Genomic DNA, 23,085 nt, shown 5'->3' with positions numbered 1-23,085 from the left:
TTCTGCTAGGCGGCGGTTGCTGCCTGCCGAAGATTGAGGGCCAGTCCGATGTCGTCCGGCTCCGGGATGTCCCGTAGAGCCAGGTCGGCCACGGTCCACGCCAGGCGCAGCACACGGTCGTAGCCGCGGGCTGTCAGCACGCCGCGTTCCAGGGCGTGGTCCAGGATCCGGGTGGTGGGAGTGCTGAGCCGCAAGGCACCCCGGAGGACGCGCCCAGGGACCTGGGCGTTGGTTTCCATACCGAAGGGCAGCAGCCGCTTCAGCTGGCGCTGCCGTGCAGCGTGGACGCGCGCGGCAATGGTGGCGGTGTCCTCCTCGGCCCCGGGTAGTCCAAAGTCGGCCAGCGAGACCCGTTCCACCTGCAGCTGGATGTCGACCCGGTCCAGCAGCGGCCCGGACAGCCGGGCCAGATACCGGCGGCGCATGGTCGGGGTGCAGATGCAGTCGACGCCCTTGCCCGTGGCCTTGCCACACGGACACGGGTTGGCCGCGAGCACGAGCTGGAAGCGCGCAGGGTACGCCGCTGTTCCCGCTGCACGGTGCAGCACGAGCTCCCCGCTCTCCAGCGGCTGCCGGAGCGCGTCCAGGACCCTGCGCTCGTATTCCGGAGCCTCGTCAAGGAACAGCACTCCGCGGTGGGCCCGGGAGGCAGCTCCGGGCCTTGGCAGCCCTGACCCTCCTCCGATGATCGCCGCGGAGGTGGCGGTGTGATGCGGGTTCTCATACGGCGGCCTGCGCACGAGTTGCAGCGAGGCTGAGGTCAGCGAGCAGAGCGAATGGATGGCGGTCACTTCCATGGCCTCGGCGTCACCCAGGTCCGGCAGGAGTCCGGGCAGCCGTTCGGCCAGCATCGTCTTTCCCGCGCCCGGAGGACCCGTCAGCAGGAGATGGTGGGCGCCGGCGGCGGCGACTTCCAGTGCCCGCCGGGCGTCCCCCTGCCCGGAGACGTCGCGCATGTCCGGCGGCGCAAAGGACGGCGGGTCGGCTCCGGCCTCCGGTTCGCCAGAGTCAGGGGCCGGGTCGAAGTCGAGGGCCAGGTCCTGCGGATCGGCGCCGAAATCGAAGGCCAGCCGTGCCAGCGTGGTGTAGCCCTGCACCCGGGCGCCGGGCACGAGTTCGGCCTCGGCGGCGTTTGCCTGGGCCACAACGACGTCGGCGTAGCCTGCCCGCACTGCGGCCATGACAGCGGGAAGGACGCCGCGGACCGGCCGCAGCCTGCCGTCCAGTCCCAGTTCGGCGATGAACACCGTCCGGCCGGTGGACCGGACATCGTTCGAGGCCAGCAGGGCGGCCATGGCGATGGCCAGGTCGAAGCCGGAGCCGCGTTTCGGCAACGACGCCGGGATGAGGTTGGCGGTGATCTTCCGGCGGCTCAGCGGAATTCCGGAGTTCTGGGCGGCCGAGCGGATCCGCTCTTTGGCTTCGTTGAGCGAAGCGTCCGGCAGCCCGAGGATGATGAACGCCGGCAGGGTCTGGCCGATGTCGGCCTCCACTTCGACAATGTAGCCGTTCAGCCCGACAAGGGCTACCGCATAGGTCCGGCCGAGTGCCACCTACCCCACCCCTTTGAGGTGTTCCACAGCGGGGGTACCGGTACCGTCGTCGAGCACTGCGACCACATCGACCCGTCTTAGCGGCATACGGAGTTCATGGTCGCGGCACCAGGCGGAGGCCAACCGGTGCAGCCGGGCCAGCTTGTCCACACCGACGGCCTCGAACGGATGCCCGTATGCGAGGGACTTGCGGGTCTTCACCTCGGCGATGACCAGGGTGTCGCCGTCGAGCGCGACGATATCGATTTCACCCTCGGAACACCGCCAGTTGCGGTCCACGATCCGCATGCCCTGGGCTTTGAGATAACCGGCGGCGAGTTCCTCCCCGCGCCGGCCCAGCACGTCTTTAGCTCTCATAAGACCAGCGTGCGCCGCGGTCAGGGGTTGGCACAGGCGTCAGGGACGCTATGTGGAAACCCTCACTGCGGACCAGCCAATGCGGTAAGCCGGCGCCCCGGGTCAGGGTAGCCGGCCAGCTCCGGGCGGGTTAGGGGTTCGTGCGGGTCAGTTCCCGAGATCCCCGGCCTTGGGCAGGGCGAGTTCCTCGCTGCGCGGGAGCTCCTCGACGTTGACGTCCTTGAAGGTGATCACGCGGACGCTCTTGACGAAGCGGGCGGAGCGGTAGACGTCCCAGACCCAGGCGTCCTGCAGCGTCAGGTCGAAGTAGACCTCGCCGTCGGCGCTGCGCGCCTGCAGGTCAACGTGGTTGGCCAGATAGAAACGCCGTTCGGTCTCGACCACATAGCTGAACAGCCCGACAACGTCGCGGTATTCGCGGTAGAGCTGCAGCTCCATGTCGGTCTCATAGTTTTCCAGGTCCTCGGCACTCATGGTTCCATCTTGCACCATCCGGCGCGCCGCGCGCGCCACGGTCCGTCCCGCGGCACCCTGGCGCCGCGGCCATCCGGACGGGTACGGCGCGGACGTCAGTCCGTGAGCAGCTGCCAGCTCACGCGGTGGTACGGCGTGGGACCGGCGGCGCGGATGGCCCCCTTGTGCGTGGCGGTGCCGTAGCCCTTGTTCTCGTCCCAGCCGAAGGCGGGGTATTCGTGGTGCAGTTCGCGCATCATGCCGTCGCGCTCCACCTTGGCCAGGATGGACGCCGCGGCGACGCTCAGGCACTGCATGTCGGCCTTGACCAACGTGTGCACCGGCGCGTCGCAGCCGGGCTCCGCCGGGCCGTCGTCGAACAGGGACGGCTGCGCCGTCGGCGAAAGCCAGTTGTGACTCCCGTCCAGCAGCACGACGTCCGGGATCACCCCGGCGGCCAGGACCGCGAGCCAGGCGCGGGTTCCGGCGAGCCGGAGCGCGGCGACGATGCCCACGGCGTCGATCTCATTCGCGGAGGCATGGCCGACAGCCGAGGCCACACTCCAGCTCCGGACCAGCGGCACCAGGCGTTCGCGGTCCGCCACTTTGAGCAGTTTACTGTCCCGCACATCGGCGAGCAGCGTCTGCTGGTGGAGGTCCACGACGGCGATTCCCACGCTGACGGGCCCGGCGAGGGCGCCGCGGCCCACCTCGTCGACGCCGGCAAGGAACCGGGCGCCGGAGCTGCGGAAGCGCCGTTCGTAGTCGAGCGTAGGGGCTTCGGACATGACGTCAGCCGCTACTTTCCGGCCGGGTCGGGCACGCCGCGGAAGACGTCCGGGTAGTTGTCGAGGGCGGTGATGCGGTTCAGCGGCCAGGCAATAACGGCGGCCTTGCCTTCGATATCGGCGATGTCGACGAAGCCGCCATTGCTGTCCGTGTGGGCGCGCGAGTCGGCGGAATGGTTCCGGTTGTCTCCCATCACCCAGACCTTCCCTTCGGGGACCACGACGTCGAAGTCGCGGATTTGGGGCACTTCGGCGGGGTTGACGTAGGGCTCGTCCAGGGGCGTGCCGTTGACCAGGAGCCGTCCGCCGGCGTCGCAGCAGGCCACGCGGTCCCCCGGCAGGCCCACGACGCGCTTGACGAGGTGCTGCTCCGAGTTGTCCGGGAGCAAGCCAATGAACATCATCCCGTCCTGGACCCAGGTGAAGGGGCCCGTTTCCTTCTCCGCCATAGGAACCAGCCAGCCCTGGGTGTCCCTGAAGACGACGACATCGCCGCGCTCCAGGGCGAACGGCTCCGGGACCAGGAGGTTCACGAAGATGCGGTCGTTCACGTCCAGGGTGCTGACCATGGACTCCGACGGGATGTAGAACGCCCGGAACAGGAAGGTTTTGATCAGAAAGGACAACACGATGGCGACCAGCACCACGGTCGCCACTTCCTTCGCCCAGAGGAACAGCGGGCTGTGGCGCTCCCGGGACTTCGCCCGGCGCGCACGCTTCGACGAGGTGCCCGCATGCGCCGGACCGCCCGTTGACCCATGATCCGCGCGGACGGCAGGCTCGGCAGGGTGCTCCGTGGCGGGGATCGCTGAGGAGGTGGCCCGGGGCTGGTCCTGCCCCCGCGGATCTGGAGTCCGGGGTCCGGTCTCGGGCATTTACTGTCCGTTCTTCGCTGTCGTTGTGGCGGCCCCGGAGGGCCGTCCTACTGCTGTAAATCTATCAATCGGCCAGATGATCTGGACGGGCCTGCCGATCACCCGGTCCAGCGGCACCATGCCTCCGCCGGGGGCGCCCAGGAGACTGCGGGAATCGGCCGACAGGGAGCGGTGGTCCCCCATCAGCCAGACCCTTCCCGCGGGCACAATCACGCTGAACTTCAGCTCGCTCGGGGAGTCACCCTCAAAAAGATAGGGTTCCGCAACTTCCTGGCCGTTGACCGTGAGTCTGCCGCCGTCGTCGCAGCAGACCACGTGGTCACCGGGGAGTCCGATGACGCGTTTGATGTAGGTGGTGTCGCCGCCGGAGAGTCCGACCCAGTGGCCGATGCCGCTCAGAACGTCCAGGACCGGTCCGTTGCCGCTGTCCAGCGGGGCGAAGGAGCCGCGGCCGTCGAAGACGACAATGTCGCCTCGGAGCACCGGTTCGGCGCGGAGGTCCGTGCGCGAGACGAGAATCCTGTCGCCCTCGCGGAACATCGGCTCCATCGAGGCGGAGGGGATGTAGTAGACATCAAGCCACAACGAGCGGACCAGGCCGCTGATGAGCACAGCCAGCACCACGGCCAGCAACACAAAACGCCAGCCGAGTTTCCTGGGCTGGCGTTTTGTGTGTTCCATGATCCGTATCCTCTAACGCTCTTCTTAGCTGAACAGCGCTGTTGCGGATGCTCCGGCGCCGGCCGGACACGGTCCGTGGACCCGCGGTGGAAGCCTGCGGTGTAAGTCCGGAGGGACTTACTTTCCGGTCTGGAAGTCGCGCTTTTCCTTGATCTTCGCGGCCTTGCCACGCAGGTTGCGCATGTAGTACAGCTTGGCGCGGCGCACGTCACCCTTGGAGACGAGCTCGATCTTCTCGATGATCGGGGAGTGCACCGGGAAGGTACGCTCCACGCCAACACCGAAGGAGACCTTGCGGATGGTGAAGGTTTCGCGCAGACCGTCGCCGTGGCGGCCCAGGACGAAGCCCTGGAAGACCTGGACGCGGGAGTTCTTGCCTTCGATGATGTTCACGTGAACCTTGAGGGTGTCACCCGCACGGAAGACGGGAACATCGGTGCGCAGCGAGGCTGCGTCTACTGAATCGAGAATATGCATTGATTCACTCCTGGTGAACGCCACAGGCCCTTCACGTTGGGTCACGGCGGCCAAGCCCGGGCGCAATTGCGGCCCGGAAATTCACGCCGAAAATTTTATGAATCCGGCTTCGTCAGGAATTGACGGGGCCGGGGTGCCGCGCTGTTGGTGACGCTCCCCCTGTGGCAGGTTCGCACCCAGCAGGCACAAGGACTAATTTTGCCACATCCGGGGCCGTCCAGCCAATCCGGTCAGGCGGAATCCCCGCCGGCGTCCGCTCGGCGCCGGAGCCGGCCGTCGACGACGTCGTACCCCAGGTCCGCGAAGGCGGTGCGGTCAGCGCGTGGCAGCTTGGCGGCGTCGAACTGCTCCAGCAGGTCCGGGCGGCGTTCAGCGGTGCGCCGGTACTGCTCGTGCCGGCGCCACTGGGCGATCTTGCCGTGGTTGCCGCTGAGCAGTACCGCAGGGACCTCGCGGTCCCGCCAGCTGGAGGGCTTGGTGTAGACGGGGTACTCCAGCAGCCCGTCCGAGTGAGACTCCTCCACGAGGGACTCGGGGTTGCCGACGACGCCGGGCAGCAGGCGCCCGATGGCCTCCACCATCGCCAGCACCGCCACTTCGCCGCCGTTGAGGACGTAGTCGCCCAGGCTCATGGGCCGCACCGTGAAGTGCCCGGCCGCCCATTCCATCACGCGCTCATCGATGCCTTCATAACGCCCGCAGGCAAACACCAGCCGATCTTCCCCGGCGAGTTCGTGGGCGGTGGCCTGGGTGAACCGCTCCCCCGCCGGTGACGGCACAATCAGCACCGGCCTGTCGGCCCGCTCCGGACCAGAACTGCTGGGGCGGTCCGCCGCGACGGCTGCCAGGGCCTGGGCCCAGGGCTCGGGTTTCATGACCATGCCCGCGCCGCCGCCGTACGGGGTGTCATCCACGGTCCGGTGACGGTCCGTGGTGAAGCCCCTGAGGTCGTGGACGTTGAGCTCCAGCAGCCCGTCCTGGCGCGCCTTACCAATCAGGGAGAGCTCCAGCGGCGCCAGATACTCCGGGAAGATGCTGACGACGTCGACCCTCATTTAGGCGTTGTCCCCGGTGTCGGCGCGGTCTTCGGCGCTGCCGGCCGCTGCGGACGCCGGCTTGTCGCCAGCCGGCTTGTCCCCGGGCTTGGCCTCGTCCTCGGCGTTGACCTCGAAGAGTCCCGGCGGCGGGGTGAGCAGCACGTAGCCCTCACCGACGTTGACCTCGGGGACGATCTGCTCCACGAAGGGGATCAGGATTTCCTTGCCGTCCGTCGCGGTGACGACGAGCAGGTCCTGGACCGGGAGGGTGTGCAGGCCGGAAACCTTGCCGACCACCTGGTCACCGACGCGGACCTCCAGGCCTTCAAGCTCGTGCTCGTACCAGCCCTCGTCGTCGTCATCGTCGTCGAGTTCCTCGGTTTCGATGAACAGCTTGGCCCCGCGGAGGGTCTCCGCCTCGTTACGGGTCTCGATCTCCTCGAAGGCGAGCAGCAGGATGTCCTTGTTCCAGCGGGCGCTGATGATGGTGAGCGGGCCGGCCGAGGCAGGCTCCACCACGAACTGGGTTCCCGGAACGAAGCGGTCGCCGGGCGCATCGGTGAGCACTTGGACGGTCACTTCGCCGCGGATGCCGTGGGGCTTGCCGATTCGTGCCACCTGAAGCTGCATCTGTTCCTCTGTTCGGGGTTGGTGTTGGGGGATCTGCGGGGGAAAACAGTCCGGCCCCTCCACCATTATCTGGTGAAGGGGCCGGACTCAAGACAAGTGTTGCTGGAAGCGTTACCGGCGGCGGTCGGTGTCGACGACGTCGACCCTGACCGGCTCGCCGTCCGCCAGTGCTGCAACCACAGTGCGCAAAGCGCGTGCGGTGCGGCCCTGGCGGCCGATCACCCGTCCGAGGTCGTCCTGATGAACGCGCACTTCGAGGGTGTCCCCGCGGCGGTTGTTCTTCGCACTGACCTTGACATCGTCAGGACTGTCAACGATCCCGCGGACGAGGTGTTCGAGCGCTTCTGCCAGCAATTTACTCAGCCTCGGTGGTCTCTGCTTCGGCGTCGGCGGGAGCCTCGGCTGCATCGTCCTTCTTGGCCTTCTTGGTGATGGCTTCCGGGATGATCACGGAACCCTTTTCCGGGGTAACGAAGGCAGCCTTGGGAGCCTTGGTCTTCAAGGTGCCCTCCTGGCCCGGGAGACCCTTGAACTTCTGCCAGTCACCGGTGATCTTGAGGATCGCGGCAACCTGCTCGGACGGCTGTGCGCCGACGCCGAGCCAGTACTGGGCACGGTCCGTGTCGACCTCGATGTACGAGGGCTCTTCGGTCGGGTGGTACTTGCCGATCTCTTCGATGGCACGGCCGTCACGCTTGGAGCGTGCGTCCATGACGACGATGCGGTAGTACGGTGCGCGCATCTTGCCAAAGCGCTTAAGGCGAATCTTTACGGCCACTGTTGTGGTCACTCCTGTTTCTGAAACGGGGTCGAGCCCGGCGTTCTGCACCCGTGGGGCGGGCCGTACTAGGGGGTTCTAAAAGGACAAGATCCGGACGCGGAGAGAGGGGCCACGCAGATCGAGTACCTGTTTATTGTGCCAGATCAGCGCCGGGAATTCGACTTGACACCCGCAACGGGTCCATTCAGGGGCCGAATCGGGTCAGGAGGTCCAGACGTAGAGGCCGGATTTGCTGGCGGGATCGACCTGGGCGGCCAGTTCGGCGAGCTGCCGGACGTAACGGGCGGACTGCTCCGCACCGAAGGGCATGTCCTCTTCGGCGGCCCAACTTTCGGCGACGTCGTCCAGGACGTTGCCCTCACCCTCGGTCTCGTAGCTGAGCAGCTCGGCCAGGGCACGGACCATCGCCGGCGGCACCCCGAGCAGGGAGTCGCTGGCGACATCCACCATGGCGAGCTCGTAGTCGGCACCGGAGGCGTGGACGGCGGTGCCGGCCAGGTCGCCCAGGCGCTCGATTTCGAAGTCGGTGATGTTCGCTATCCGGACGGCACCGGCGGCCGCGGCGGCCCCGCCGTCGAGGGCGGCAGCACGCTTAAGGGCTTCATCGTGGGTGGAAACAAAGACTTCGGTGAATCCCATGGAGCTTGTCCTTAGCTGTCCGGCGGCGCTGGGCCGCTGCTTTTTGGCGTCACTTCAGCCTAGCCGCTCCAGCCCGGCAGGCGCTCAGACCGGACATGCCCTCCCCTGACCGCGACCAATGGACATTTAGCCACTATGTCCGCTCCTGGCCACGACCGGAGGACATGCTCCGTGGTGCTTTCAGCGGAGAGTGGACATGTCCTCCGCCAACCCGGTCGCGCTCTGCCTGACCCGACCTGATCCGGCCTGGCCCGGTGGACATGCCCTCCCCTGACCTGCACGGATGGACATATGGTCACTATGTCCATCCGCTGCCGCCTGCGCTGGACATGTCCCTGAAACCGGGGCCCAGCAGAGGACGGGCTGCGACGCCGGGACCGAGCAGGCCCTCAGCGAACGGCGACGCGGATGCGGTTGCGCCACGGGTCTTCGAAGCGCAGCTCGGCTCCGGTGTGGTGGGATTGGACCCCGGCGGTCTTGAGGCGGTCAGCGAGGGCGCCGACGTCGTCCCCGGCCGGTACCTCGATCAGCACCTCGCCCAGGCCCAGGGTGTCGCGGCGGGGGCCGGCGCCGCGGCTGTTCCAGACGTTCATGGCCATGTGGTGGTGGTAGCCGCCGGCCGAGACGAACAGGGCCTGCCCGTGCCAGCCCGCCGTCTTTTCGAACCCGAGGGTTCCGACATAGAAGTCCTGGGCGGACTGGACGTCGCCGACCTGCAGGTGGACATGCCCGACGCCGGCATCGGCCTCGCGCTGGCCGGCCAGCGACGCCTCGGTGAGGTGCTGCTCGAGGTAGCGCTGCGGGGGCAGGGCCAGGCTGTCCATCACCACGTTCTTGCCGTCCCAGGACCAGGCGTCGCGGGGCCGGTCCCAGTAGAGCTCGATGCCGTTGCCTTCGGGGTCATTGAAATAGAAGGCCTCGCTGACGAGGTGGTCGGCGCTGCCGGTAAAGGACTGCGGCTCGAACTGTGCCGCACTGGCGACGGTGGCTGCCAGCGAGGACTGGTCCTCAAACAGCAGCGCCGTGTGGAAGAGACCTGCCTCGCCGCGGGCGGGCAGGTTCAGCCCGGGGGCCGGTGCCAGGTGGACCAGCGGCTTCCGCTTGCGTCCGAGGTAGAGCCCGCCGTCCTGCTCGGCCACGACGTCGAGGCCGAGGGCGCGCTGGTAGTAGTCCGTCATAAGCTTCATGTCGCCGACCTTGAGCATCACGGTGCCCATGGCGAGTTCGGCGGGAAGAAGATCCTGGGTGCTGGTTTCTGCAGTCATGTGATCGCTCCGATGCTTCGGCGGCCACCGTCCGTCGATGACCCTTCATAGATATAAATTACTTGAAGCTTCAATTTATTCCTAATGGAGCGCGAAGGTTCTAGCGGACCAGTTCTCCGCGCAGCACGATGCCCTTGAGGTTCTGGAGGGTGGCCAGGTTGCGGCGCGGATCCTCGGCGCAGACCAGGACATCGGCGCTGGCGCCGTCGGTGATCCCGTCCGCCCCGAGCCACTCCCTGGCGGCCCAGGCGCCGGCGCCGAGGGCCGCCGCGGCGGGGAGCCCGGCCGCGTGCAGCGCCTGGAGTTCGTCAACGATGCGCCCGTGTTGGATGACGCTGCCGGCGTCCGTCCCGGCGTAGATCGTAACGCCGGCCTCGAAGGCTGCCAGGACGCGTTCCGCCCGGCGCTCCCACAGGGAGCGCATGTGCGCCGCGTACCGGGGGAACTTCGCCTGGGCCTGCGCGGCGATGTCCGGGAACGTGGCGATGTTGATGAGCGTGGGCACGATCGGCACGCCCTGTTCGACGAACCGCGGCAGGTGCCTGGGGAGCAGGCCCGTGGCGTGCTCGATGCAGTCGGTCCCGGCGTCGAGCATGTCATCGAGGGTGTCCTCGGCGAAGCAGTGTGCCGTCACGCGGGCGCCCTCATCGTGGGCGGCAGCGACGGCGTCTTTCAGCGTTCCGGCCGGGAAGCTCGCGGCCAGGTCGCCGGCGTCGCGGTCGATCCAGTCCCCCACGAGCTTCACCCAGCCGTCGCCGGCGCGCGCCTGCTTGCGCACGGCCTCGACCAGGCCATCGGGTTCAACCTCGACGGCGAAGCCCCGCAGGTAACGCCGCGTCCTGGCGATATGCCGGCCTGCACGGATGATGCGCGGCAGGTCGGCGCGCCGCTGGAGCCAGCGGGTGTCGTGCACGGCGCCGGCGTCGCGGACCAGCAGGGTGCCGGCGTCGCGGTCCGCCCGGGCCTGTTGCTCCGCCTGCTGCCCGGTCACGTCCCCGCCGGGGCCGAGGCCGATGTGGCAGTGCGCGTCGACGAGCCCGGGGATGACCCAGCCGTCCAGCACGAGGTCCGGTGCGGCGGCCGGACGGTCGAAGGTCAGCAACCCGTCCACCGACCAGAGCCCGCGGCGTTCCTGGTCCGCCGCGGTGAGAATGGGGCCGGTGAACTCGATGATGCTGGTCATGGCTTCAAGCCTAAGCCTCGGCCTGACCGGGCGGCGTCACACGCGGCGGCCCTCCGGACGGCCTGTGGTAGCTTCGTCTACGACCACACGGGTGCCCTTGCAGGGGCTGAGATCGGGCTGATGCAGCCTGCGACCGTTGAACCTGTCCGGGTAATGCCGGCGAAGGAAGTGAGTATTTTCGTGAATACCCAATTAACCCAGCACAGCCCTGTCCGCAGTCAGGCTGTCCAGGCGACAACCACGCAATCGCTGAAGTCCCACTCCCTGGCTTTCATCACGGACGCCGACCACGGCATCCGCGTCCCGGTGACCGAAATCGCGCTGGCCGACTCCCCCGGCGGCGCCGCCAACGCCCCGTTCCGCGTGTACCGCACCGCGGGCCCCGGGAGTGAACCGGTCCGCGGGCTGGAGCCGTTCCGTGCCCCCTGGATTGAGGCCAGGGCGGACACCGAACCCTACGCCGGCCGGGAACGGGAGCTGCTCGACGACGGCAAGTCCGCGGTCCGCCGTGGTGCGGCGTCGGCCGAGTGGAGGGGCGCCCGCCCGGTGCCGCGCCGCGCCGTCGACGGCACGACGGTCACGCAGATGCGGTACGCGCGGGACGGGGCGATCACGCAGGAGATGCGGTTCGTCGCGCTGCGCGAGAACTGCGACGTCGAACTGGTCCGCTCCGAGGTGGCGGCGGGCCGCGCCATCATCCCCAGCAACGTCAACCACCCCGAATCCGAGCCGATGATCATCGGCAAGGCGTTCCTGGTGAAAATCAACGCCAACATCGGCAACTCGGCCGTGACCAGCTCCATCGCGGAGGAAGTCGACAAGCTCCAATGGGCCACCCACTGGGGCGCGGATACCGTTATGGACCTCTCCACCGGGGACGACATCCACACCACCCGCGAATGGATCATCCGCAACTCCCCCGTGCCCATCGGGACGGTCCCGATCTACCAGGCACTGGAAAAGGTCAACGGCGAGGCCAACGCCCTGACGTGGGAGATTTTCCGGGACACCGTGGTCGAGCAGTGCGAGCAGGGTGTGGACTACATGACCATCCACGCCGGAGTGCTGCTGCGCTATGTGCCGCTGACGGCCAACCGGGTCACCGGCATCGTGTCCCGCGGCGGAGCGATCATGGCCGGCTGGTGCCTGGCCCACCACCAGGAGAACTTCCTCTACACCCACTTCGATGAGCTGTGCAGGATCTTCGCCCGCTACGACGTCGCGTTCTCCCTCGGTGACGGGCTGCGGCCCGGCTCGACGGCGGATGCCAACGACGCGGCGCAGTTCGCCGAGCTGGACACCCTGGCCGAGCTCACGCAGCGGGCCTGGGATTTGGATGTCCAGGTCATGGTGGAGGGCCCCGGGCATGTGCCGTTCCACCTCGTCCGGGAAAACGTCGAGCGCCAGCAGGAACTCTGCAAGGGCGCCCCGTTCTACACACTGGGTCCGCTGGTCACTGATATTGCCCCCGGCTATGACCACATCACCTCGGCGATCGGCGCCACCGAGATTGCCCGCCATGGAACAGCCATGCTTTGCTACGTCACCCCCAAGGAACACCTGGGACTGCCCAACAAGGACGACGTCAAGACCGGCGTGATCACCTACAAGATCGCCGCCCACGCCGCCGATCTGGCCAAGGGCCACGCCGGTGCTCATGAACGCGACGATGCCCTGTCCAAGGCACGGTTTGAGTTCCGCTGGCGGGACCAGTTCGCGCTGTCCCTGGACCCGGTGACGGCCGAGGCGTTCCACGATGAGACGCTCCCCGCGGAGCCGGCCAAGACGGCACATTTCTGCTCGATGTGCGGGCCCAGGTTCTGCTCCATGCGGATCAGCCAGGACATCCGGGACGAATACGGTTCCGCGGACCCGCAGTCCGTGCTGGCAGCCGGGATGCGGGAAAAGAGCAACGAATTCATCGCCTCGGGCGGAAAGGTCTACCTGCCGGCGCCTGCCGTGGGCGGCCCCGGCGGCTAGGAGGCGTGGGCGTGCTGCTGCCGGCCGACGCCGGCGATGAACGCCCGGATGAGCCGGTTCCCCTCTGCTGAGTCCTGCGGCCGGTGCCCGCCCGCCGCGGTGCGGTGCAGGGCGCCGGTCTCACGCAGGTAGCCCGCGATCTCCTCATACAGCGGCTCCCAGCCGCCGGTCAGGACCAAAGTGGGGACGCCGGGGACAATCTGCAGCGGGGCCTCCCAGGGCGGAACCTGCAGGCGCAGGCGGCGCGCCTCCCGCTGGTCTTCCGGGCTGGGGGCGCCAAGGGTCGCTTGGGCCGGGGTATGGGCGGCGAACACCCGGCGGACGAATTCGCGGTGGAAATCCTCATCGCTGAGGTGGTGGCGGACCTCGAAGAGCGGCTGCATCAAGGCACGGTGCGCCGCCGTCGCCGGCAGTTCCGCGGTGAGCGAGAGGCAGGCCGGTTCCACGAGGGTCAGCGAATGCACCAGGTCCGGCCGTTCGACGGCGGCCAGCATCGCGGAGATGGCTCCCTGTGAGTGCGCGACGACGTGGCCGCCGGCCTCGCCGCGGCCGTCGTCGGCCAGGGCACGGAGGACGATGGCGGCGTCGGCGGCGAAGTCGGTTTCCAGCGGTTCCGCAACGGGGTCATACCCGTGCCGGCGCAGGAACAGCGCGTCGTAGTTCAGCGCCATCCCGTGCTGTTTCGGCCACGCCGCAGCACCGAAGCTGCCCGCCCCGTGGACGAAGACTACGCGCTGCTTGAACATGATCTAACCCTATGACACCGGCCCGGCAACGGGCCGGCGACATCTGGGCCGGCAGGGCCTATTTGCCGCCGCCGAGGAACTTGTCGAAGCCCTTGGGCAGGTTCAGCTGGGAGGGATCGAAGTCGCCGCCCTGCTGGCCGAACGCGGCACCGGTCGGAAGGGCCTTGGCGCCCTCGGCCCGCCGGGCCTGGGCATCCTTAAGCTCCTGGGCGGCCTTGGCCGGGTTGCCGGAGCGGGCCTTCTTCTTGGGTGCGCTCTTGGCACCCTTGCGGGCCCCTCCGCCGCCCATGCCGGGCATCCCCGGCATTCCGGGCATGCCGCCGCCGGCAGCCATCTTCTTCATCATCTTCTGGGCCTGGGCGAAACGCTCCAGCAGGCCGTTGACCTCGGAGACGTGCACACCGGAGCCGCGGGCAATCCGGGCCCGGCGGGAACCGTTGATGATTTTCGGGGCGACGCGTTCATGCGGCGTCATGGAACGCACGATCGCCTCGACGCGGTCGATCTCACGCTCGTCGAACTGCTCGAGCTGCTGCCGGATGTTCTGCGCCCCGGGCATCATCATCAGCATCTTCTTCATGGAACCCATGTTGCGGATCTGCTGCATCTGGGCGAGGAAGTCATCCAGGGTGAAGTCTTCCTGGTCGGCGAACTTCTTCGCCATCCGGGCAGCCTCGTCCTTGTCCCAGGACTTCTCCGCCTGCTCAATCAGGGTGAGCACGTCACCAAGGTCGAGGATGCGCGAGGCCATACGGTCCGGGTGGAAGAGTTCGAAGTCGTCCAGTCCTTCACCGGTGGACGCGAACATCACGGGCTTGCCCGTGACGGAGGAGACGGAGAGCGCGGCGCCGCCGCGGGCGTCGCCGTCGAGCTTGGAGAGCACGATGCCGGTGAAGTTGACGCCCTCGTCGAAAGCCATGGCCGTGTTGACGGCGTCCTGGCCGATCATGGCGTCGACCACGAACAGCACTTCGTTGGGAACGATGGCGCGGCGGATCTGGCGCGCCTGTTCCATCATCTCGGCATCCACGCCGGTCCGGCCGGCGGTGTCGACGATCACGACGTCGTGCAACGTGCGGCGGGCTTCCTCGACGCCGGCCCGGGCGACCGAGACCGGGTCGCCGGCCGGGTGCTCAAGTTCGGTGGAGGTGGCTCCCGGGTGCGGGGCGAAAACGGGCACGCCGGCGCGCTTGCCGACCACCTGAAGCTGGGTCACGGCGTTGGGACGCTGCAGGTCGCAGGCCACCAGGAGGGGGCTGTGGCCCTGCGCCTTAAGGTACTTGGAGAGCTTGCCGGCCAGGGTGGTCTTGCCGGCGCCCTGGAGGCCGGCAAGCATGATGATGGTCGGCCCGGACTTGGCGAGGCGGATCCGGCGGGTCTCGCCGCCGAGGATCTCGACGAGCTCCTCATTGACGATCTTCACGATCTGCTGGCCGGGGTTCAGGGCGGCGGAGACTTCGGCGCCGAGGGCGCGCTCGCGCACGCGGCCGGTGAACTCGCGGACCACGGGCACGGCGACGTCGGCGTCCAGGAGGGCACGCCGGATCTCGCGGACTGTGGCGTCAACGTCCGCCTCGGTCAGGCGGCCCTTGCCACGGAGATTCTTGAAGGTTGCTGTCAACCGGTCAGAGAGTGAATTGAACACGCGCCGTGCACTTCTTTCAGTGGATCTACAGATGGCGGCCGGTCCGGCACGCCAGCGTCGCGACTGATGTTCGCCGGAACGAACTGCCTCGACAACGGGACTCGACTATCTAGGGTACCAAGACCCGCCTTCAAGATGGCATGCTGGCTTAGGTGACCAGCCAAACAACCGTAAAAACCCTGCTCATCCTCGGCGCCTCGGGCGACCTCACCGGCAGGCTGCTGCTGCCGGGGCTGGCCCGGCTCGTGTCCCGGGGACGCGCCGACGGCCTGACCCTGGTGGGCGCCGGCTCGGATGCGTGGACCCCCGGCCAGTGGCTGGAGCGCATCGACGAGTCCTTCGCCGACGCCAACTCCCAGGCCGAGGCCTACGGCCGGCAGGAGCTGAAGCGGATCCGCGAAACCACCGCCTACCACCAGCTCGATGTCACGGCCGACGGGCAGCTGGCCGGCCTGCTGGCCCGGCTGGAGGGGCCCGTCGCCATCTACTTCGCGCTGCCGCCGCGCGTCAGCCAGCTGGCCTGCGAGACCCTGGCCCCCGGCCAGGTGCCGGCCGGGACCCGGCTGGTCATGGAGAAGCCGTTCGGTTCCAGCGAGGCGTCCGCCCGGCACCTGAACGACGCCTTGTCGGCCCTGGTCCCGGAGGACCACATCCACCGGGTGGACCACTTCCTGGGTAAGGCGACGGTGCTGAACATCCTGGGGCTGCGCTTCGCCAATACCTTCCTGGAGCCGGTATGGAACCGCGAGCACATCGAAAAGGTCGAGATTGTCTTTGACGAGGACCTCGCGCTGGAGGGCCGCGCCCGGTACTACGACGGCGCCGGCGCCCTCCGCGACATGATCCAGAGCCACCTGTTGCAGATCATGGCCCTGATGGCGCTCGAACCGCCGGCCTCAGTGGACGAGCGGGACCTCCGCGACGCCGTGGCGACGGTGCTGCGGGCCAGCAGCATCAAGGCACCCTACGCCAGGAGCACACGCCGCGCCCGGTACACCGCGGGATCGATCGACGGCCGGAAGGTCCCGGATTACGCCAGGGAGGACGGCGTCGACCCTGCCCGGGGCACCGAAACGCTCGCCGAGGTGGAGGTGCAGATCGACAACTGGCGCTGGCAGGGCGTCCCCTTCATCCTGCGCTCCGGCAAGGCCCTGGGCGTCAAACGCAAGGAAGCCGTGGTGACGTTCCGGCCGGTGCCGCACCTGCCGAAGGGCTTCACCGGGGTGGACTCCCCCAACCAGCTGAGGATCGGTTTCGGTCCGGACACGCTGGAATTCGACGTCGATGTGAACGGCCCCGGCGATGTCCTCAGCCTGGACCGTGCCACCCTCAAGTCCGAGCTCTGCGCCTCCGAGCTGCTGCCGTACGGGGAGGTCCTGGAGGGTGTCCTGACCGGCGATCCCCTGCTCTCCGTCCGTGCCGACACCGCGGAGGACTGCTGGCGGATCCTGGAGCCCGTCCTCAAAGCCTGGGCCCGGGACAGCGCACCGCTGGAGGACTACGCCGCCGGGAGCGCCGGGCCGGACGGCTGGCGGGCCTGACCGCCGCTGCCGTGGGCGGAGGGGCGCACACAAAAGCGGGCCGGGCACCCTTTCAGGTTCCCAGCCCGCTTGCTGTGCTGTTTGTTCCAGGCGGCGCCTCTAGATAGCGGCCGAACCGCGTTCTCCGGTGCGGACCCGCACTGCTTCGAACACATCCATCGTCCAAACCTTGCCGTCACCGGCCCGGCCCGTGTTCGAGCTGGCGATGATGACATCGAGGATGTCGTCGGCCTGTTCGTCGGTGGCCAGGACCTCTACCCGGATCTTGGGCAGCAGATCCACGTTGTACTCGGCGCCGCGGTACACCTCGGTGTATCCCCGCTGCCGGCCGTAGCCGCTGGCCGCGCTGACGGTGAGGCCCTGCACCCCGTAGGCTTCAAGGCCTTCGCGAATGGTATCGAGCTTTTCGGGCCGGACGATTGCTGTGATCAGTTTCATGCCTCCACACTTTCCTTACCTGCTGCTGCGGTCTTCTTACCGTTGGACGTCGCGTCCACCGTCCCGGCGGCCGGGGCTTCGCCCTGGGCCTTGCCGGTGATGAGTTCGTGCAGCGGGGTGAAGCTTCCACCGTGGCCGCCGACGCCGAATTCGTAGGCGGTTTCGGCGTGCAGGCTAAGGTCCACGCCCACGACTTCCTGCTCCTGGGAAACCCGGAAGCCCATGGTCTTGTGGATGGCGAAGGCGATGATTGCGGTCATCGCTGCGGAGTAGGCGATGGCAATACCGGCCGCTGCGAGCTGGGCCCACAGCTGGGTGAGTCCGCCGCCGTAGAACAGGCCGCCGCCAACACCGTCGGCCGGGAGGGCGATGAAGCCCAGAGCCACGGTGCCGATGATGCCGGAGACGAGGTGGACACCGACGACGTCGAGCGAGTCGTCAAAGCCCCAGCGGAACTTGAGGCCGACGGCCAGGGCGGAAGCCGCACCGGCGATCAGGCCGAGGCCCAGGGCACCGATCGGGCTGACGTTGGCGCAGGCCGGGGTGATGGCGACGAGGCCGGCGACCACACCGGAGGCCGCGCCGAGCGAGGTCGGGTGACCGTCGCGGATACGCTCCGTGATGAGCCAGCCGAGCATTGCCGCGGCGGGGGCTGCCAGGGTGTTGACCCAGATCAGGCCGCCCTGTTCTGCCGTCGTCGCTGCGCCGCCGTTGAAGCCGAACCAGCCGAACCACAGGATCGCAGCACCGAGCATAACGAACGGGATGTTGTGCGGGCGGTGGTTGGGGTCCTTGCCGAAGCCCTTCCGGTTGCCGATGATCAGCACGAGGATCAGCGCGGCAACACCGGCGTTGATGTGGACAACGGTGCCGCCGGCGAAGTCAATCGCCGGGCCGAGGGCCTGGCCGATTGCGCCTTCCGGGCCGAACAGCCCGCCGCCCCAGACCATGTAGGCCAGCGGGCAGTAGACCAGGGTGACCCAGACCGGGACGAACACGGACCAGGCGCCGAACTTGGCGCGGTCAGCGATGGCGCCGCTGATCAGGGCGACGGTGATGATGGCGAAGGTGGCTGCGTAGCCGACCTTGATGAGTCCGTCAGGCGTGTCGATGCCCTCCAGACCGAAGGTCGCGAACGGGTTTCCAACCATCTGCATGAAGCCCTCGCCGGAGCTCATCGAGGCGCCCCAGAGCACCCAGACCACACCGACCATGCCGATGGAGATGAAACTCATCATCATCATGTTCAGTGCGGCCTTGGCGCGCGTCATGCCGCCGTAGAAAAATGCTAGTCCTGGTGTCATGAACAGCACGAGTGCTGCTGCCACCATCAGCCATACGTGACCTGCGGTAAGTTCCATGGTGCACGTCCTCCCTTGCTTGGATGCGATCTAAAGATGTTGCGGAGTTCTCCGCGTGCCTCAACGCGGTTTGCGTTCTAAGAAGAGTTTGTCGGCGGCGTGTTTCGCCGGCAGAGGATTTAGATTGCCGGGTTGTTACAAGAACCTCCCGGAAGTAAATGGTGCAAATCCTTCTTGTTACGGTTATGTTTCACGCGGTCCAACATCCGCTCCCCCCCGCCCGTATCGCCAGGAAGCCACCGCCATGAGTAAGACCCCCCGCCGCGCGGGATCCCCGCCACAGGCCGGTCCCCGGACCAACGGCAAGGCGGTGCTGCCCCGGGACATCAAGGTGATGTTGGTGGCTGCCTTCCTCATCGCCCTCGGCTTCGGTCTCGTGGCGCCGGTCCTCCCCCAGTTCGCCACCACTTTCGACGTCGGCGCGACGGCGGCCGCCGTGATCGTGAGCATCTTCGCGTTCATGCGGCTCGTGTTCGCCCCCGCGGGAGGCGCGCTGATTGTGCGGCTCGGGGAACGGCCGGTCTACGTGGCCGGGCTGTTGATTGTTGCGGCGTCGACGGCGGCGTGTGCCTTCGCCCAGGACTACTGGCAACTGCTGATCTTCCGCGGCCTCGGCGGTGCCGGCTCGGTGATGTTCACGGTGGCCTCGATGGCCCTGGTGGTCCGGCTGGCGCCGCCGGAAAGCCGCGGACGGGTGTCGGGTGCCTATGCCTCGGCGTTCCTCATCGGCAATGTCTTCGGGCCCGTTGTGGGCGGGCTGCTGGCCGGCTTCGGCCTGCGTGTTCCGTTCCTCGTCTACGCGGCCGCCCTTGTTCTGGCGGCCCTCGTGGTGCAGACCCAGCTCAGCCATGTGCCCGCGGCCTCCCGCCCGGACGGGAGCACGGCGCCGGCGATGGAGCTGCGCGAGGCACTGCGGGACAGCGCGTACCGGGCGGGGCTGTTTTCCAGCTTCGCGAACGGCTGGGCGACCTTCGGCGTCCGGATGGCCACGGTGCCGCTCTTCGCCGTCGCCGCCCTGAACGCGGGACCGGAATCGGCGGGCTGGGCCCTGGCCATGTTCGCCGCGGCCAACGCGGTGGCGCTGACGTTCTCCGGCAGACTCGCGGACAGCCTGGGCCGGAAACCCATGATGATCTCCGGACTGTTGGTCACCGGAACCGCAACGGCAGCCATCGGCTTCACGCACGAGCTGCTCTGGTTCCTCGTGGCGACGGCTGTCGCCGGCATCGGTTCCGGGCTGCTCGGTCCCGCGCAGCAGGCGGCCATGGCGGACGTGATTGGCAACGAGCGCTCCGGCGGGCGGGTACTGGCCATCTTCCAGATGACCGCCGACAGCGGGGCGATCATCGGGCCGGTCCTTGCCGGGCTCCTCGCAGACCGGCTGGGCTACGGCTGGGCCTTCGGCGTCACCGGCGGCGTCCTGGTCGCGGCTGCCGCGGGCTGGCTGCTGGCCCGGGAGACATTCCACCGGCCGGCGACGCGCAGCGCCTGACCCCACCCGGGTGTGACCGTTGCCCGCCCCGCGTCGAACTGCACCGGCGGACTTCGTTAGGCTGTTGGGAGTTCCCACCCAGAAGCTGGAGAAGTCTTTACATGCCACCCACTGAACGTTCGCCCGAACACACCGCCGGCAACAGGCCGGAGAATGTGGCCGGGGCCAGGCGCAAGAATCTCCGTCCCGCCGTCGTGATCTCAGTGCTCGCGGTCATTGCCGTACTGGCGTCGCTGGTGTTTTTCCTCGGGCCGGGCGCCGGAGGAGACACTGCGGCTCCCGCCGCGAGCTCGGAGGCCGCCCCCGCCGCGCCGGAGGCGGCATTGCCGCCGGCTCCTGCCGTCACGTACTACAAGCAGCCGGGCCCGCCCGCCGGCTCGCCCCTGGAAGCGGTGGAACCGCTCGAAGTCAGCGTCTCGAAGGACCTGGTCGGCACCTCGCTGACCAAGGGCCTGGTCGGCATCTCACTCGAAGCGACCGACCTCGCCGATCCCGCGCTGAGCAGCAGCAACGCCTCGACGGTGAAACTGCTGCAGGAAGCCGACCAGCCGGTGCTCCGTTTCGGTGGCAACGCCGTTGACCGCCGGTTCTTCTGGACATCGACCAACGAGGCCGTCCCGTCCACCGGCTACCGCGGAGATGCAGCACACCCGGTCCGGGCTGTGGGCCCGGCGGATCTGGCACGGCTGAACACCCTGCTGGAAGCTGCAGATGCGACTGTCAGCCTGACCGTGGACCTGGGCCACTACGACCCGACGCGCGCCGCCGACATGGCCAGGCACGCGGCAGAGATCTTCGGCCCGCGGCTGCTGAGCATCACCGTCGGCAACGAGCCCAACGGCTATGGGGCCAATGGTGTCCGCCCCGGTGGCTACAGCACCGGGCAGTACGTGGAGGAACTCAAGGCCTATGCCAACGCGATTAACGCGGTGGCCCCGAACGTGCCCATCTCCGGCCCGGGCGCCTACGACCAAAAATGGTGGCAGCCGTTCATCGATGCCGACATCCCGCAGAAGAAGATCCTGTCCTTCCACAATTACCCGCTGCACAGCTGCGACGGAGGCGACCCCAAGAGTTCGCCGACCATCGCCAACGTGATGAGCCGGCTGATGCATGACCGTGCCGACGACTACCAGCAGGCAGCCCTGGAGGCCGGCCAGGCGGCAGGCATTGAAACCTGGCTTCCCGAGACGGGGATTGCAGCCTGCCCCGGCTCCAATGAAACCTCCCGCACCCACGCCTCCGCCCTTTGGACGGCTGATTACGCGCTCAACGCCGCACAGCTGGGCATCACCCGGATCGGCTTCCACAGCTCGATGCTGACCTGCAAGGGTGGTCCCCCCATGTCCGCTGTCTGCACCGGCGGCCCGTATCTCAGGCCGAACGGCGAGGTCTCCGGGCGGGCGAACTTCTTCGGTATTTCCATGGTTGCCGAGCTGGAGGCCGGCAAGTTCATGAAGCTGGACGCAAAGGGCGGCGGCCTGATGTTCAGCTACGCCCTGCAGAACGCTGACGGCAGCACCACCGTTGTAATGGTCAACGAGAACGACCCGGAGAAGGCGGCGCAGACGGAGGTCACCCTCAAGCTGCCCGCGCGGGCGCTGACCGGAACCATGACCCAAATGACCGGGCCCAGCTACGGGGCCGAGGACAGCACGGTGATCGACGGTGCCAAGTCCGAGCCGATTCCGCTCGCGGACCGCGCCACGGTGGAGGGTTTCGCCTACGGCTCTCAGACGCAGACGTTCAAGCTGACGGCCGGCACGGTGACCGTGCTGAACTTCAAGCACTAGGCAGCACCTACACAGCTGGCTCCCAGTTGATGTCGTTCCGGTATGTCCGGGGCGACACCAGCTGGGAGCCAGTCGGGTTTAAGGCGCGGCTGCGGTGGGGCTAGTTCAGGATGGCGTCGACGAAGCTTTCAGCGTCGAACGGGGCGAGGTCGTCCGCGCCCTCGCCGAGGCCGATCAGCTTGACCGGGACGCCGAGCGACTTCTGGATGGCCACCACGATGCCACCCTTGGCCGTGCCGTCCAGCTTGGTCAGGACGATGCCGGTGACGTTCACGACTTCGGCGAAGACCCGCGCCTGGTTCAGGCCGTTCTGCCCGGTCGTGGCGTCCAGGACCAGGAGCACCTCGTCCACCTCGGCGAGCTTCTCAATGACACGCTTGACCTTGCCGAGCTCGTCCATCAGGCCGGTCTTGTTCTGCAGGCGTCCAGCGGTGTCGATCATCACGACGTCGACTTCCTGGTCGATGCCGGCCTTGACCGCTTCGTAGGCGACCGACGCCGGGTCCGCACCATCGACGTCGGACTTCACCGTCGGGACGCCGACACGCTGGCCCCAGGTGGCGAGCTGCTCGGCGGCGGCGGCGCGGAAGGTGTCCGCCGCACCGAGCAGCACGTCCTTGTCCTCGGCGACAAGCACGCGGGCGAGCTTGCCCACCGTGGTGGTCTTGCCGACGCCGTTGACGCCCACCACAAGCACGACGGCGGGTTTGTCGGCGTGGCGTTCGACCCGCAGGCTGCGGTCCATCGTCGGGTCCACCAGCTTGATGAGTTCCTCGCGCAGCAGGGCCTTGACCTGCTCCGGGGAGCGGGTGCCCAGGACCTTGACGCGTTCGCGGAGCGCGTCCACGAGCTGCAGGGTCGGCTCGGTGCCGAGGTCGGCGAGCAGGAGGGTTTCCTCCACCTCGTCCCAGACGTTTTCATCGATCTTGTCCGCGGACAGCAGTGCCAGCAGGCCCTTGCCGAGGATGTTGTTGGACCTGACGAGGCGTTCGCGCAGGCGGATCAGGCGGCCGGCCACCGGCAGCGGCGTTTCGACCGGAACGATTTCCAGGCCGGCCACGTTGTCCGGGACTTCGACTGTTTCCGTCGCCTCGAGGCCACCGGAGTCCGGTGCCGTACGGTCACGCGTCGGCGCGGGGCGGTCCTCGAGGAGTGTTCCGCCGCCGGCACCGGGCGCCACGGGATCGTTCTCGTCACGCTTCCCGGGGTAGTTGGTGATGTTCTTCCGGGTCTTCATCAGGACCGGAATGAGTGCACCGAGGACCACCAGGGCGGCGAGAATGGGCAGAAGAATGGGGAGGATGTCGTTCACTCCCCTAGCTTCTCACAAACCGGAAAGCCGTCGCGGAGCCTGAAAAGGGCCGCCGACA

The 23,085-nt window shown here is 67.8% G+C and carries 23 protein-coding genes and 1 riboswitch; of the genes, 4 read left to right on the top strand and 19 right to left on the bottom strand.

All coding sequences use genetic code 11. The annotated features are described in order from the left end of the window. Positions 1–5: 5 nt before the first annotated feature. From ABIB29_RS03985 to ABIB29_RS03920, 14 genes are all read right to left on the bottom strand, one after another. A complete protein-coding gene (locus ABIB29_RS03985) occupies positions 6–1,553 on the bottom strand; it encodes a YifB family Mg chelatase-like AAA ATPase (protein ID WP_354170219.1) in 1,548 nt (515 codons plus the stop codon). Beyond that, positions 1,554–1,910, bottom strand: a complete 357-nt coding sequence (locus tag ABIB29_RS03980; RefSeq protein ID WP_354170217.1) for a YraN family protein — start codon at positions 1,908–1,910, stop codon at positions 1,554–1,556. It lies immediately after the preceding gene. Between the two features lie 147 nt (positions 1,911–2,057). Then, complete coding sequence (locus tag ABIB29_RS03975) at positions 2,058–2,384, bottom strand: DUF2469 domain-containing protein (protein ID WP_069952106.1); 327 nt, start codon at positions 2,382–2,384, stop codon at positions 2,058–2,060. 95 nt (positions 2,385–2,479) lie between these two features. Then, positions 2,480–3,151: a ribonuclease HII gene (gene rnhB / locus ABIB29_RS03970; RefSeq protein WP_354170215.1), complete on the bottom strand. Its 672-nt coding sequence runs from the start codon at positions 3,149–3,151 to the stop codon at positions 2,480–2,482. Between the two features lie 11 nt (positions 3,152–3,162). Continuing rightward, positions 3,163–4,026: a signal peptidase I gene (gene lepB / locus ABIB29_RS03965; RefSeq protein ID WP_354170213.1), complete on the bottom strand. Its 864-nt coding sequence runs from the start codon at positions 4,024–4,026 to the stop codon at positions 3,163–3,165. Next, on the bottom strand, positions 4,027–4,707 hold the full coding sequence (gene lepB / locus ABIB29_RS03960) for a signal peptidase I (protein WP_354170211.1): 681 nt from the start codon (positions 4,705–4,707) through the stop codon (positions 4,027–4,029). Positions 4,708–4,824: 117 nt separating this feature from the next. Next, complete coding sequence (gene rplS / locus ABIB29_RS03955) at positions 4,825–5,184, bottom strand: 50S ribosomal protein L19 (protein ID WP_354170209.1); 360 nt, start codon at positions 5,182–5,184, stop codon at positions 4,825–4,827. Positions 5,185–5,414: 230 nt separating this feature from the next. Next, positions 5,415–6,239 carry a tRNA (guanosine(37)-N1)-methyltransferase TrmD gene (gene trmD, locus ABIB29_RS03950; RefSeq protein ID WP_354170207.1) on the bottom strand — a complete coding sequence of 275 codons (825 nt, stop codon included), beginning with the start codon at positions 6,237–6,239 and terminating at the stop codon, positions 5,415–5,417. Then, positions 6,240–6,851, bottom strand: coding sequence for a ribosome maturation factor RimM (gene rimM / locus ABIB29_RS03945; protein WP_354170205.1), 612 nt, complete (start codon positions 6,849–6,851; stop codon positions 6,240–6,242). Between the two features lie 111 nt (positions 6,852–6,962). Beyond that, positions 6,963–7,205 (bottom strand): RNA-binding protein, encoded by a 243-nt coding sequence (locus tag ABIB29_RS03940; protein ID WP_224046810.1) that lies wholly within the window; start codon positions 7,203–7,205, stop codon positions 6,963–6,965. Between the two features lies 1 nt (position 7,206). Continuing rightward, complete coding sequence (rpsP, locus tag ABIB29_RS03935; RefSeq protein ID WP_024366590.1) at positions 7,207–7,629, bottom strand: 30S ribosomal protein S16; 423 nt, start codon at positions 7,627–7,629, stop codon at positions 7,207–7,209. 204 nt (positions 7,630–7,833) lie between these two features. Then, entirely contained in the window at positions 7,834–8,271 is a 438-nt protein-coding gene (locus tag ABIB29_RS03930; RefSeq protein ID WP_354170203.1) for a hypothetical protein, read from the bottom strand. A gap of 389 nt (positions 8,272–8,660) precedes the next feature. Continuing rightward, complete coding sequence (locus ABIB29_RS03925; RefSeq protein WP_354170201.1) at positions 8,661–9,536, bottom strand: VOC family protein; 876 nt, start codon at positions 9,534–9,536, stop codon at positions 8,661–8,663. 100 nt (positions 9,537–9,636) lie between these two features. After that, complete coding sequence (locus tag ABIB29_RS03920) at positions 9,637–10,719, bottom strand: amidohydrolase family protein (protein WP_354170199.1); 1,083 nt, start codon at positions 10,717–10,719, stop codon at positions 9,637–9,639. Between the two features lie 77 nt (positions 10,720–10,796). Next, positions 10,797–10,904: riboswitch (TPP riboswitch) on the top strand. On the opposite strand from ABIB29_RS03920, the gene thiC reads away from it, so the two are divergent. Continuing rightward, entirely contained in the window at positions 10,900–12,699 is a 1,800-nt protein-coding gene (gene thiC, locus ABIB29_RS03915; protein WP_354170197.1) for a phosphomethylpyrimidine synthase ThiC, read from the top strand. It overlaps the preceding riboswitch by 5 nt. Here thiC and ABIB29_RS03910 read toward each other — a convergent pair. After that, positions 12,696–13,445 (bottom strand): alpha/beta fold hydrolase, encoded by a 750-nt coding sequence (locus ABIB29_RS03910; protein WP_354170195.1) that lies wholly within the window; start codon positions 13,443–13,445, stop codon positions 12,696–12,698. The two genes, thiC and ABIB29_RS03910, sit on opposite strands and share 4 nt — an antisense overlap. Before the next feature lie 58 nt (positions 13,446–13,503). Next, on the bottom strand, positions 13,504–15,090 hold the full coding sequence (gene ffh / locus ABIB29_RS03905) for a signal recognition particle protein (RefSeq protein WP_354170193.1): 1,587 nt from the start codon (positions 15,088–15,090) through the stop codon (positions 13,504–13,506). Between the two features lie 152 nt (positions 15,091–15,242). Here ffh and ABIB29_RS03900 point away from each other — a divergent pair, with 152 nt between their 5' ends. Further along, on the top strand, positions 15,243–16,631 hold the full coding sequence (locus ABIB29_RS03900) for a glucose-6-phosphate dehydrogenase (protein WP_354170191.1): 1,389 nt from the start codon (positions 15,243–15,245) through the stop codon (positions 16,629–16,631). Positions 16,632–16,730: 99 nt separating this feature from the next. Here ABIB29_RS03900 and ABIB29_RS03895 read toward each other — a convergent pair whose 3' ends face one another. Both ABIB29_RS03895 and ABIB29_RS03890 read right to left on the bottom strand, forming a co-directional pair. After that, a complete protein-coding gene (locus tag ABIB29_RS03895) occupies positions 16,731–17,069 on the bottom strand; it encodes a P-II family nitrogen regulator (RefSeq protein ID WP_024366371.1) in 339 nt (112 codons plus the stop codon). Next, positions 17,066–18,430: an ammonium transporter gene (locus tag ABIB29_RS03890; protein WP_354170188.1), complete on the bottom strand. Its 1,365-nt coding sequence runs from the start codon at positions 18,428–18,430 to the stop codon at positions 17,066–17,068. Before ABIB29_RS03890 ends, ABIB29_RS03895 begins: the two co-directional genes overlap by 4 nt. Before the next feature lie 244 nt (positions 18,431–18,674). On the opposite strand from ABIB29_RS03890, the gene ABIB29_RS03885 reads away from it, so the two are divergent. After that, positions 18,675–19,922: an MFS transporter gene (locus ABIB29_RS03885; RefSeq protein ID WP_354170186.1), complete on the top strand. Its 1,248-nt coding sequence runs from the start codon at positions 18,675–18,677 to the stop codon at positions 19,920–19,922. 101 nt (positions 19,923–20,023) lie between these two features. After that, positions 20,024–21,715, top strand: coding sequence for a hypothetical protein (locus ABIB29_RS03880; RefSeq protein WP_354170184.1), 1,692 nt, complete (start codon positions 20,024–20,026; stop codon positions 21,713–21,715). Positions 21,716–21,815: 100 nt separating this feature from the next. On the opposite strand, the gene ftsY is transcribed toward ABIB29_RS03880, so the two are convergent. Then, positions 21,816–23,027, bottom strand: a complete 1,212-nt coding sequence (gene ftsY / locus ABIB29_RS03875; protein WP_354170182.1) for a signal recognition particle-docking protein FtsY — start codon at positions 23,025–23,027, stop codon at positions 21,816–21,818. Positions 23,028–23,085 lie beyond the last annotated feature (58 nt).

Origin of the sequence: Arthrobacter sp. UYEF36, from assembly GCF_040547025.1 — a bacterium.
Lineage (GTDB): Bacteria > Actinomycetota > Actinomycetes > Actinomycetales > Micrococcaceae > Arthrobacter.
This window is presented reverse-complemented; position numbering and strand designations above follow the sequence as displayed.